The 11,547-nt window shown below is 70.3% G+C and carries 12 protein-coding genes and 1 pseudogene; 12 read left to right on the top strand and 1 reads right to left on the bottom strand.

Annotated elements, in window-relative coordinates:
• The 11 genes and pseudogenes from ACFWM7_RS28205 to ACFWM7_RS28155 form a co-directional block, all read left to right on the top strand.
• Nucleotides 1-189 (top strand): annotated as a pseudogene (locus tag ACFWM7_RS28205) (diaminobutyrate--2-oxoglutarate aminotransferase); the annotation flags it as partial.
• A gap of 33 nt (nucleotides 190-222) precedes the next feature.
• Entirely contained in the window at nucleotides 223-495 is a 273-nt protein-coding gene (locus tag ACFWM7_RS28200; protein ID WP_383265620.1) for a hypothetical protein, read from the top strand.
• Between the two features lies 1 nt (nucleotide 496).
• Complete coding sequence (locus ACFWM7_RS28195; RefSeq protein ID WP_383265617.1) at nucleotides 497-1,993, top strand: class I adenylate-forming enzyme family protein; 1,497 nt, start codon at nucleotides 497-499, stop codon at nucleotides 1,991-1,993.
• The gene (locus tag ACFWM7_RS28190) at nucleotides 1,986-3,230 is read left to right on the top strand and encodes a type III PLP-dependent enzyme (RefSeq protein ID WP_383265614.1); all 1,245 of its coding nucleotides are present in this window, start codon (nucleotides 1,986-1,988) and stop codon (nucleotides 3,228-3,230) included. The genes ACFWM7_RS28195 and ACFWM7_RS28190 overlap by 8 nt, the downstream gene beginning before the upstream one ends.
• 24 nt (nucleotides 3,231-3,254) lie before the next feature.
• Entirely contained in the window at nucleotides 3,255-3,503 is a 249-nt protein-coding gene (locus ACFWM7_RS28185) for a phosphopantetheine-binding protein (protein ID WP_383265612.1), read from the top strand.
• A 6-nt stretch (nucleotides 3,504-3,509) separates the two neighbouring features.
• Nucleotides 3,510-4,712 (top strand): acyl-CoA dehydrogenase family protein, encoded by a 1,203-nt coding sequence (locus tag ACFWM7_RS28180; protein WP_383265609.1) that lies wholly within the window; start codon nucleotides 3,510-3,512, stop codon nucleotides 4,710-4,712.
• On the top strand, nucleotides 4,705-5,841 hold the full coding sequence (locus ACFWM7_RS28175) for an acyl-CoA dehydrogenase family protein (protein ID WP_383265607.1): 1,137 nt from the start codon (nucleotides 4,705-4,707) through the stop codon (nucleotides 5,839-5,841). Before ACFWM7_RS28180 ends, ACFWM7_RS28175 begins: the two co-directional genes overlap by 8 nt.
• Nucleotides 5,838-6,473 carry a 4'-phosphopantetheinyl transferase family protein gene (locus ACFWM7_RS28170; RefSeq protein WP_383265604.1) on the top strand — a complete coding sequence of 212 codons (636 nt, stop codon included), beginning with the start codon at nucleotides 5,838-5,840 and terminating at the stop codon, nucleotides 6,471-6,473. The genes ACFWM7_RS28175 and ACFWM7_RS28170 overlap by 4 nt, the downstream gene beginning before the upstream one ends.
• Complete coding sequence (locus ACFWM7_RS28165) at nucleotides 6,470-7,561, top strand: hypothetical protein (protein WP_383265601.1); 1,092 nt, start codon at nucleotides 6,470-6,472, stop codon at nucleotides 7,559-7,561. Before ACFWM7_RS28170 ends, ACFWM7_RS28165 begins: the two co-directional genes overlap by 4 nt.
• Nucleotides 7,486-9,030 carry an amino acid adenylation domain-containing protein gene (locus ACFWM7_RS28160; RefSeq protein ID WP_383265599.1) on the top strand — a complete coding sequence of 515 codons (1,545 nt, stop codon included), beginning with the start codon at nucleotides 7,486-7,488 and terminating at the stop codon, nucleotides 9,028-9,030. The genes ACFWM7_RS28165 and ACFWM7_RS28160 overlap by 76 nt, the downstream gene beginning before the upstream one ends.
• Before the next feature lie 17 nt (nucleotides 9,031-9,047).
• On the top strand, nucleotides 9,048-9,557 hold the full coding sequence (locus tag ACFWM7_RS28155; RefSeq protein WP_383265596.1) for a flavin reductase family protein: 510 nt from the start codon (nucleotides 9,048-9,050) through the stop codon (nucleotides 9,555-9,557).
• A 14-nt stretch (nucleotides 9,558-9,571) separates the two neighbouring features.
• On the opposite strand, the gene ACFWM7_RS28150 is transcribed toward ACFWM7_RS28155, so the two are convergent.
• The gene (locus tag ACFWM7_RS28150) at nucleotides 9,572-10,504 is read right to left on the bottom strand and encodes a LysR family transcriptional regulator (RefSeq protein WP_383265593.1); all 933 of its coding nucleotides are present in this window, start codon (nucleotides 10,502-10,504) and stop codon (nucleotides 9,572-9,574) included.
• A 67-nt stretch (nucleotides 10,505-10,571) separates the two neighbouring features.
• Here ACFWM7_RS28150 and thpD point away from each other — a divergent pair, with 67 nt between their 5' ends.
• Entirely contained in the window at nucleotides 10,572-11,477 is a 906-nt protein-coding gene (gene thpD / locus ACFWM7_RS28145; RefSeq protein WP_383265590.1) for an ectoine hydroxylase, read from the top strand.
• The last annotated feature ends 70 nt before the right edge of the window (nucleotides 11,478-11,547 follow it).

Raw genomic sequence — 11,547 nt, 5'->3', positions numbered from 1 at the left:
GGCATGGAGTTCGAGGACCCGGCGCGCGCCGCCGCGGTCTGCGCCCGCGCCTTCGAGCTGGGGCTCCTGCTGGAGACCTCCGGCCCGCAGAGCGAAGTCGTGAAACTCATCCCTCCTCTCATCACCACAGCCGAAGAACTGGACGACGGATTACGAACTCTGTCCCGCTCCGTCCGCGAAACCGCCTGACGTCAACCCTCGCAGCCCCCAAGGGGAGTTCTCATGCCTGACAAGGACACCGCACGCGGCGTCGTACTCGAACACGCCGCACGCATCCTCGCAGTGGCCCCGGCACAGCTGCTCGCCCAGCCCGAGCTCGACACGTATCCCGCCTTCAGCTCGTTCCGCATGGTCGATCTCGTGGAAGAGCTCGAGCAGAGCCTGGGCATCACCTTCGACGAGGCCGACCTCACCCTCGAGAATCTGCGCCACCTCGATCGCCTGACGGCCGTCACGTCGCGCGCCGCCGGCTCGGCCCCCGCCCGGGTGGCATGAGATGAGCACTGAGCTGCTGCACCACCTGCTGGATCGGCGCCGAGGGACGTCCGGGCTGCCCGCTGTCACGGCCGGGAGCACCACCCTCAGCTACGAGCAGCTGGCCGATGCCAGCCACCGCATGAGCCATGTACTGCACGACCACGGGCTACGCCGGGGTGACCGCCTGGTCCTGACCGGTGCTTGCGACCTGCATCTACCGGTCGTCCTGTTCGCCGCATCCCGGCTCGGTGTGATCTTCTCCGTGATCCACGAGGAGGTACGGGGCGACGTCCTCGCGCACATCCTGCGGGACAGCGCCCCCGGCCTGTTCGTCACCTCCGACCCGGACGGCCAGACCGCCGCGCGGGAACAGGGTGTGCTGACCGCCACCCTGGACCAGTTGGCGCAGCTGTCGGCCGCAGCACCCGGGGCACCGGTCCGAACGGCCTCACCTGTGCCGGTGGACCCGGTGTGCCTGATCTACACCTCCGGCACCACAGCCATGCCGAAGGCCGTCGTCTCCACCCATGAGCAGGTCGTCTTCGCCACGCGGGCCATTGCACGGCGGCTGCGGTACGCGCAGCGCGACGTCATCTACAACGCCCTGCCGCTGTCCTTCGACTACGGGCTGTACCAAGTCTTCCTGGCTGCCGCGGCCGATGCCCATCTCCACTTGGCGGCCGCTGCGGAGACCGGCCCCGCGTTCCTCAAGAACCTGAACCGCGCTGGTGCCACGGTACTGCCGGCCGTGCCCCCGCTCGCCGCTGGACTGCTGCGCCTTCTGCTGCGCCGCCACAACGAGAGGCCCCCGCTGAGGCTGATGACCAACACGGGCGCCGCCATGCCGGGAGACGTACTGACCGGTCTGCGCCGGTCGCTGCCGGACCTCAGGATCCAGCTGATGTACGGACTCACCGAATGCAAGCGCGTATCGATCCTCGAGCCCGATGAGGACCTCCTACGGCCCGGCACGGTGGGCCTCCCCCTGGACGGGACCGAGGTCTTCACCGTGGACGAGGCGGGGGAGCGGCAGCCGGCCGGGCAACCGGGGGAGATCACGGTCCGCGGCCCCCATGTGATGGCGGGCTACTGGAAGCGCCCGGACCTGACCGCCGAACGCTTCGTATGCCGCGAGGGTCTCTTCCCCGAACTGCGCACGGGGGACTACGGATTCGTGGACGAGGACGGATACCTGCATTTCGACGGCCGCCGCGACGACGTCTACAAGCAGCAGGGCTTCCGGGTGAGTGCCATCGAGGTTGAAGCGGCGGCCCGCAGGCTGCCGGGTGTGGAGACAGCCGCGGTCCTCCCGCCGGCGCACGACCGGCCCGAAGCGCTGCTCGTCACCGCCGGGGCAGCGGAGCCGACGGACGTGCTCCGGCTCCTGCGCGCGGAGATCGAGGCTTACAAGGTACCGCCCCAGTGTCTGCGGCTGCCGGCTCTGCCGACGAACGCCAACGGCAAGATCGACAAGAAGCGCCTCACCGAGCTGTCTCCGGAGGCATCGCGTGTCTGACTGGGAATCCGTCGACTATCAGGGGCCCACTCCCGCCTATGTCTACGACCTGTCAACCGTGCGCGCTGCGCACGATCAGCTTCGCGCCCAACTTCCGGCGCCCAGCGACCTCTACTACTCCCTCAAGGCCAACCCCCATCCGGCCGTCGTCTCCACCCTGCACGAGCGTGGCTGCCGCGCGGAGATCAGCTCCGTCGGAGAACTCAGGGCCGCCCTGGAAGCCGGTGTGCCCCCGGGCGACATCCTCTACTCGGGCCCCGGCAAGCGCGACAGCGACCTGGACACAGCCCTCTCCGCAGGAGTCCGTTCCTTCTCACTGGACTCCCCGCGCGCGGCACGCCAGCTCGACTCGGCAGCCGCCCGCAACGGCACACCAGCCCGTTTCCTGCTGAGGGTCAACACCGACGCGGCCGCCCCCGGAGCCGGACTGGCCATGACCGGCCTGCCCTCACCGTTCGGAGCCGACATCGCCGCCATCGAGGCGGATGCGGCTGTCTTCACCAGCCAGACCCACGCCCGCTTCGAGGGGCTGCACCTGTACCTGGCCACGAACCTATACGACGAGGACGCCCTCACCCAGCAGTTCACCGTCGCCATCGATACCGCGGCACGCGTGCAGAGCATCCTCGGCGTACCGCTGCGGGTACTGGACCTGGGAGGGGGCTTCGGCGCTCCGTACGCACACGATGGGGCGCTGCCGGTATTCCCCGGGCTGGCCGGACGGCTCGCACGCCGGCTCGACGGCGCCTTCCCCGACTGGCGCCGACAACAACCCGCCATCGCCTTCGAGTCGGGCCGCTATCTCACCGCCACGTGCGGGCGCCTCCATACCCGTGTCCTGGACGTCAAGCAGGCGCACGAGCACCGGGTGATCGTCATGGACTCGGGCATCCACCACCTCGGCGGGATGTCAGGACTGCGGCGGGTGCCGGTGATCCGCCCCCGTGTGCAGGTCCCCGGCAGCGCGGGTCGTGACGGAACGCCGGAGGAGACCACCGCCATGCTCTGCGGCCCGCTCTGCACCCCCCTGGACACCTGGGCCCGCTCGACACCCATGCCATCGGTGGAGCCGGGCGACGTACTGAGCGTGCCGAATGTCGGCGCCTACGGACTGCACGCCAGCCTCGTGCTCTTCCTGGGCCATCCGCTGCCCGACGAAGTCGTGGTGGACGGCCCCGAGCACGTGGGGACCAGCCGCCTGGACGTGCACCGCGCCGACCTCGTGCAGCCTGCCTGAACCACCACAGAAAGGACCTCACTCATGGACAGCGCCTTCACCGATCTCCTCCGCCCGCACCTGCGTTTCCTGTCGACCGGCGAGCCCTTGGCCGCCGACGCCTCCCTGCGCGACCTGGGGCTCACTTCCATGCAGGCGATTGAGGTGATGTTCGACATCGAGGACCGCTACGGGGTCAGCCTGGACGACGAACAGCTCAACGACGTCACCTTCTCCACCGCCGAACACCTCTGGCGCGCCGTCGACCAGGCGCGCACCAGCTCGGCAGCGTGATCGCCGATGACCACCTTCGATCAGCTCGGTCACACGGCCCCGCCCCCCGACCCGGGCGGCGGCGCGGCCCCGGACCTCAACGCGCTCCTCGCAACGGTCCGGCAGCATGCCGCCCGCACCGACGAGGAAGCGTCCTTCCCCACCGCCGCCCTGACCGAGTTGCGCCGAAGCCGGCTCCTCGGCCTCCTGGTCCCGGTGGAGTACGGCGGGCTCGGCGGCACCCTCACCGACATGCTCGACATCGCCGCCAAACTGTCACGCGAGTGCATGTCGGTCGGCATGGTCTTCGCCATGCACTGCCAACAGGTCGCTGCCCTCGTCCACCACGCAGCACCGCGGCTGCACGAGGAACTTCTCCCCGCCGTCGCCCGCGGCGAGGTCTACCTCGCTTCAGTCACCACGGAGGCCGGCACCGGAGGACACCTGCTCACCTCCGACACCCCCCTCACCGCCGGCCCGGACCACCTCCACATCGACCGGACGGCCCCGGTGGTCACCGGGGGGACGCACGCCGACGGGTTCCTGATCACCACACAGGCCCCGGGAGCAACCTCCCCCCACCAGGTCTCCCTCATCTACGCCGGCCGGTCGCAGCTCGACGCCGCCCCCACAGGGAACTGGGATCCGCTAGGCATGCGCAGCACCCACAGCCTCCCCCTGCGCCTGCGGGGCTCCGTCCCCCCGCACCAGGTCGTAGGGGAGCACGGCAGCTTTCGTGACATCACTGTGCGGACCTTCGCCCCCGTGGCCCACCTCGGCTGGTCGTCCTGCTGGCTGGGCACGGCAACAGGCGCCCTGTCCCGCACCGTCTCATGGCTGCGCAGCCCCGAGGAGCGAAAACGCCGCGACATGAGCAGCGAACTACTCCTCACCAGGCTCGCCACCGTCCGACAGCGGCTGGAGACCACGCACGCCCTGATCAGGTACGCCGCGACCGCCTACCAGGAGGCGGCCCGCGACCCCGCGACGCCACCCGCGCAGCTCCTGATGAACACTGTCAAGATCACCGCATCCGAACAGTGCTTCGCCGCCGTCGACGAACTCGTCGAACTCGCCGGCCTGCGCCACGGATACATGCGCAACGCCCCCCTCGCCCTGGAACGGGCCTGGCGCGATCTGCGCTCGGCCTCGCTGAACTACAGCAACGACCGGCTGCGCCTGGCAAACGGGACGATGACCCTCATGGATCAGGAGGTCACCCATGCCTGAGACACCGGATCTGCGCAGCCGCGTCGAGGAGGCGCTCGCCTCCATCGGTGCGGACGGAACCACACCCGCACGGGACGTCTGGAAGACACTCGGCACCGCCGGAATCCTCAGCACCCTGTACAAGGAATCCACCCGGGACGACCGGTACGGGCTCGACCCCGCCGCGCTGCGGACGACGCTGACCGTCCTCGACGCCACCCTTCCCCTGGCAAGCACCCTCAGCTTCTGCGTCCAGGCGGCGACCGCCCTGCCCCTCCTGCGCGATGCACCGCCCGGCGGGCCGCCCTCGGACATCGCACGGCAGGCGGAAGAAGGCCGATGCGTGCTGGCGCTCGCGGCAACCGACGCCGACGCCGCAGGATCGGACCTCACCGCCATGGGCACCCGCGTCGAAACCGACGGCGACACCCTTGTCCTGACCGGCGGCAAACGCTGGATCGTCAACGCGACCACCGCCGACCACGCTCTCGTCCTGGCCCGACGGCGCCCCGGAGACCACTTCAGCAACTTTTCCCTGCTGCTGGTGCCGCTCACGGCACCGGGCGTACGCGCCGACCCCACCGACACCCTGTGGTTCAGCGGTTCCGGAGTCGGTTCGCTGCACTTCGACGGGGTACGGCTGCCCACCGACCACATCATCGGCTCGCCTTCCCGCGGACTTGCCGCCTTCACCCGCCGCATCACCACGGAGCGACTGGCCAGCGGCCTCTGGGCCGACGCCCTGACCCGCCGGGTCCTGGCCGCGACGTACCGCATGCTGACCGAGCGCCGCATCGCCGACGGCCCGCAGTGGGCCCACGCCGCGGTGCGGCACGACATGGCCGCCGCGCTGCTCGGCGCACAACGCCTCCAGGCCCTGTGCGACCACGCAAGCGCCCCCGCCACGGACCACCTCACACCCACCGTGACCACCGCCGTGCTCAAGGCGGCCGGTGCGGAAACCCTGGAACAGGTGCTGAACATGTGCGCGCAGCTCCAGGGGGCTCGCGCCTTCGCCCACACGGGCCTGCACCACCTGCGTACCGAAGCGGCGATGTTCGGCATCGCGGGCGGCACCAGCCACACCCTCCGGGAACTGATCGCCGACCACGCCGACACGCTCCTGGGGGTACGGGAGTGTCCGTCGTGATCACCACCCTCACCCCGCGACCCGGACTGCACCTCGCGGTTGCCTCCGTACCGGCGGCACTGAACACCCTGAGGTCCGCCGACATCAGCCCCGCCTCACGCACCATGCCCCCCTGGCGGGCCCGCGAGCACCTGGCGGGGCGCGCCCTCGCCCGCACCCTGCTCAGCGGGAGCCTCGGGCTCCCCTTGCACACACCGTTGCGATCCCGGACGGGCGGCCCGCCCTGCGTACCCGGCCACCCCCAGCTGTCGGTCAGCATCTCCCACAGCGGTGACACCGTGGCCGCGGCCGTCGCCCACCAGCCGGTCGGGATCGACATACAGGCCCCCTCACCCCCCAGCGAGGGCCTCCTGCGCCGATGCTGCTCCCCCTCAGCCGCCGCCGCCCTGCGCCGGCTCCCGCCCGAGGAACGCGCGCTGCACTTCGCCTACCTCTGGACCGCCCAAGAGGCATGCGTGAAAGCACTCGGCACAGGACTGGCCGGGGCCCCGTGGCGCATCGATGTGGCTCCCGGCGCGCGGGAAGGGCGCTGGCGCCGGCTGACCTGGCGCCATCTGACCGACATCGGGAGCCCGCTGCCCACCTGTCTGGCCTACGGCCGTCCCGTCGCCGAGGGAGAGGAGGGACCGTGACCGAGCGATCCGGCGTCGCGCAACCGAGCCCTGCCACCCACGCCACGAGCGCCCACGAAGCCGCTCTGAGCTGCTACACCAGCGCTCTCCTGGCCTACCTGACCGAAGAGGACCCCAGCGCGCCCGACCGCGTCGCGCGGTCCACCCGACTCGCCCTCCAGCCCTCGCCCACGTCCGAACCGCTGGTCTTCCGGCACCACGCCGCCGGCCTGGACCGACTGCCGGACGGCACCGCCCTGCGTCCCGCGGGGGCCGAGCCCCTGGCCGAGGCGCTCGCCGGACTGGCCGAGGAGGTCGCCATGTACGGCCGGGCGCTCTTCGCCGCGGACGCCGCCCGGCTGCCCTGGGCACCGCCCGGCCAGGAACCGGCCCCCCACTTCCTGGTGGCGACCGCCCGCGGAAACGGCCGCTGGTACCTGCACGACCACTTCACCGGCCTGTTCCCCAACGGGCAGGAACAGCGGTCCTTCAGCGGCTGGGTGACCGACGCCTCCATGGCCGCCCTGTTCACCACGGACGACCACTACAGTCCCGTCCAGCGCCGACGCACCGCCGAAGTGTTCGGCCGCACCCTGGCCACACCTCCCAAGGGAACCCGCCACTGGTTCACCCGGGTCAACGCCGACAGCGCCAGCCGCCTACCGGACGAAGGCACCTGGTGCACCGATCCCGAGCACATCGCCGGCCACCTGCTGGAGCACCTGCGAACCGCCGGCACGAACCCCGGCGAGCCGACGCTCCTGGAGGACCTCTGGGCCGCGTCACGTCACCACCAGTACAAGTACCGCCACTCCCTCGATGCCCCAGGGCGCAGCCGTCCCCAAGAACACGAGGAAGCGCTGCGCCAGGCCCTCACCCGCTGGTCGGGGCTGCCCAGGACGCTGCGCTTCGCGATCAACTCGGCCCGGCGGGGCCGCCCGCGCGACTCCCTGCTCGATACCGCCGTCCACGACCTGGCCCGGGCGGAGAACCTGGCCCGGTCGGTCCTTCTCCAGGAAGACAAGGAGCACCCGTGGCCAGCCACCGAACCATCCATGACCGCTTCCTCAGGACGGCAGCCGCCCATCCGCACCGTGAGGCACTCGTGACAGGCGCACACCGCCTGGACTACGCACAACTGACGGCCGCCGCGGAGCACATCGGCAACGCTCTGCAGGCGGAAGGGATCGGCCCGCGTTCACGCATCGGACTGCTCGCCGACCGGAGCGTCACCAGCTACGCCGCCTATCTCGGCGTCCACCTGGCCGGAGCCACGGTCGTCCCGCTCAACCCGGCCTTTCCCCCCGCACGCAACGCCACCATCGCGTCGGCCGCCGGACTCGACCTCATCGTGGCGGACGAAGGGGCTGCGCACGAAGTGAGCGGCCTCGGGCCCGTCCTCGACATCGACAGCGGGTTCCTGGCTTCCTGCCGCGGCCCCCGCGATTTGACAGCGCTCGCCGCCGGTCCGGACGACCCGGCGTACATCCTGTTCACCTCCGGCTCCACCGGCGCGCCCAAGGGCGTGCCCGTGCTCCACCGCAACGTCGCCGCCTACATCCGCCACATGCACGGGCGTTACGGCATCGGCCCCGGGAGTCGGCTGTCGCAGACCTTCGACCTGACCTTCGATCCGTCGGTCTTCGACATGTTCAGTGCCTGGAGCACGGGGGCGGCCCTCGTCGTCCCCAGCTGGGAGGACCTCCTGGACCCGGTCCGCTTCGTCAACGACCAGGCCCTGAGCCACTGGTTCTCCGTGCCCTCGGTCATCTCTCTCGCGTCGCGGCTACGCCGACTGAGGCCCTCGTCGATGCCCACGCTGCGCCACAGCCTGTTCGCCGGAGAAGCGCTCACGCTCACCCAGGCCCGTGCCTGGCGGACCGCGGCGCCACACAGCGAGATCGTCAATCTGTACGGTCCCACCGAACTCACGGTCACGTGCACCGAGTACCGCCTGCCGGCCGAGCCGGCCGATTGGCCCGAGACACCGAACGGCACAGTGCCGATCGGACACGCGCACCCCCACCACGACATCGCCGTACTGGACGAGAGCCTGCGCCCGGCGGAGGAGGGCGAACTCGTCGCCCGTGGCCCGCAGCGGTTTCCCGGCTACCTCGACCCGACGGCCGACACGGGACGCTTCGTCGACCCGCAGAGCACCGAGACCTTCCGGTCGGACGGCCGCGCGGCACCCGGCGACAACTGGTTCTACCGCACGGGCGACTACGTTCGGCTGCACGATGGCGTGCTCCTGCACCTGGGCCGCCTCGACCAGCAGGTGAAGATCCACGGCTACCGGGTAGAGCTCGGCGAGATCGAGGCCGCCATGCGCGACAGGCCCGGAGTCCAGGAGGCGATCGTCGTGGCGGCCAGCCCCGGCCCGCAGGTGGAACTCCGCGCCGCGTACGTCGGCGAAAGCGAAGCGTCCTTCGTTCAGGAGGCGCTCCGGCAGCGGCTGCCGGCCTACATGGTGCCGTCCTTCGTGACGCGGCTCGACACTCTGCCGCTGAACGCCAACGGCAAGGTCGACCGCGCAGCAATCGCCACCACCCTGGAGCCCGCCGCCACCCGCAACTAGACGAGGGAGACAAACCCGTGATCACCCCGCTGCGCGAAGACGGACGCACGGACACCACCGACGCCTTCCGCTCCGCCATGGCCCACCTGCCCACCTGCGTCACCGTCATCACCACCTCCGGCGACACCGGACCCGTCGGGTGCACCGCCAGCGCGGTGATCTCCCTGTCGATGGATCCGCCCAGCATGCTGATCTCCCTCGCCGCGAACAGCCAGACACTGCGGCACATCGTGGAGCAGCGGGCCTTCGCCGTGAACGCCCTCAGCTGGAACCAGCGCACACTGACCCAGCAGTTCGCGAGCGGTGATCCCCGCCGTCGCTTCGACGACGTTCCCCATGCCCTGCGCCACGGGCAACCGGTCCTCACGCACGCCGCGACGGCGGTGGTCTGCACCGTTGAAACGGTCCAGCAGGCCCTGGACCACGTCCTCGTGGTCGGACGGGTCACCTGGAGCGGGCACCGTATCGAACACACGCCACTCGTCTACCACCAGCACCGCACGCACCCCGGTCCGTCCGCGTCATGACCGCAGCAGGAGGGTCACCGGCCGGTCAGTACGCTGATGCCGCTCCGGGCCCCGGCCGCCCCGCGCAGCGCCGCCAGGCCGCGGGCCACTGCCGGCTGCTCATGGCTGCCCATGCGGATACAGGTCACCAGACGCCTGGCGGGTACCGGGGCGCCGCGCAGCGGAACCCGGACAACGGGCACACCGGCCGGGATCGGAGCCAGACGCGGCAGCAGACTCACCCCGAAACCATGGGCCACCAGCGACAGGATGGCGTTCCACTCCTGCGCCCGGTGTTCGATGTGCGGCGAGAACCCGGCCGCCTGGCACGCCGCCAGGATCAGCTGGTGCTGGTCGATGCTGTCGGGAGCGGCGACGAACGCCTCCGAGGCCGCTTCCGCCAGCTCGACGGGGCCGCGCCCGGCCAGTCGGTGCCCTTCCGGGACGATCAGATCCTGTGGATCCTCGGCGAGCGGGCGCTGATCGAAGCGCTGGTCCCGGGGGGTCGGGTTGCCGGGCAGAGGTACGACCAGCGCGATGTCGATGCGATCGCTCAGCAGCAGGTCGAAACAGGCGGACGACTCCGCTTCGCTCATCTCGACCCTCATGGCCGGGAACTCCTCCCGTATGGAAAGCGCCGCTGGAATCAGCAGTGCCGACAACGCCGTCGGGAACGCGCTCATGCGCAGCACGCCGCCCGCGCCCCGCCCGAAGGCGGCCATTTCCGCGGTGGCGCTCTCCCACTGGGCATATAGAGCGTCGGCGTGGCGCAGGAGAGCGTGAGCTGCCTGCGTCAACCGCACCCGCCGGCCGTGCCGCTCGAGCAGCACCACCTTCAGGTCCTTGGACAGCGACTGGATCTGCTGGGACACGGCAGAAGGCGTCAGGTGCAGCACCGCCGCCGCCTCCGTGACCGTCCCGTGCTGGTGAACAGCCCTGAGCACTTGCAGACGCCGCAGATCGATCATGACTCAACTAGTACACGACCTCCATGCCCATCTCCAGCCCCTGCACGCCTCGCACAAGGAGGAAGACATGACGACGACCACCCACCGGCGCACGGACCTCTACCCCACGCGAACCGTCTCGGAGCCGCGCCCCCAGTCCCGCCAGGACCCCACCGTCTGGTCGACCGCCACCGGTCCGCTCGACCGCGGCCGCCTTGCCCAATACGACAGTGAGGGTTACCTGGTCCTGGAGAACCTCCTCAGCCCGCAGGAGGTCGAGCACTACCTCGCCGAACTGCGGCGGCTGAACGAGGACGAGACGCTTCGGGGCACCGAGCGGGTGGTGCGTGAGCCCGACTCCGACGAGATCCGTTCGATATTCGAAGCGCAGAAGATCAGCGCTGTCTTCGCTGAGCTCATCCACTCACCGCGTCTGACGGACATCGCCCGGCAGGTGCTCGGCTCCGATGTGTACGTGCACCAGAGCCGCGTGAACTACAAGCCCGCGTTCGGCGGCGCGGAGTTCGACTGGCACTCGGACTTCGAGACGTGGCACTCGGAGGACGGTATGCCTCGACCCCGCGCCTTCAGCATCTCCATCGGCCTCACCGACAACCACCCCTTCAACGGGCCGCTCATGGTCATGCCGGGTTCCCACAAAACGTTCATCCCCTCCGTGGGGGAGACGCCCGCTGACTACCACAAGGAGTCCCTGCGGGTGCACCGGCTCACGGTCGGATCGGTCGACCACGACAGCCTGACCCGCATGGCCGACCAGCACGGTATCCAGCAGGTGACCGGCCCGGCGGGGTCGGCGGTGATGTTCGACTGCAACATCCTCCACGGCTCCAACGGCAACATCACCCCCTACCCGCGGTCCAACATCTTCATCGTCTACAACAGCACGGAGAACGCCCTGGAAGAGCCTTTCGCGGCTCCTCGGCCCAGGCCGCAGTACCTGGGCAACCGCGACTTCACCCCGGCGCCCCGATAGCGGACCGAGCGGGCGCGCCTGGTAAGGCGCCCCCCCACAAAGCCGTCGCAGCCCACATCCCAGGCAGGCG

The sequence above is a fragment of the Streptomyces sp. NPDC058375 genome (assembly GCF_042723425.1).
Classification (GTDB): Bacteria; Actinomycetota; Actinomycetes; order Streptomycetales; family Streptomycetaceae; genus Streptomyces; species Streptomyces durocortorensis.
The sequence above is the reverse complement of the archived record's forward strand: the minus strand, read 5'-3'. Positions and strand labels throughout refer to the sequence as shown.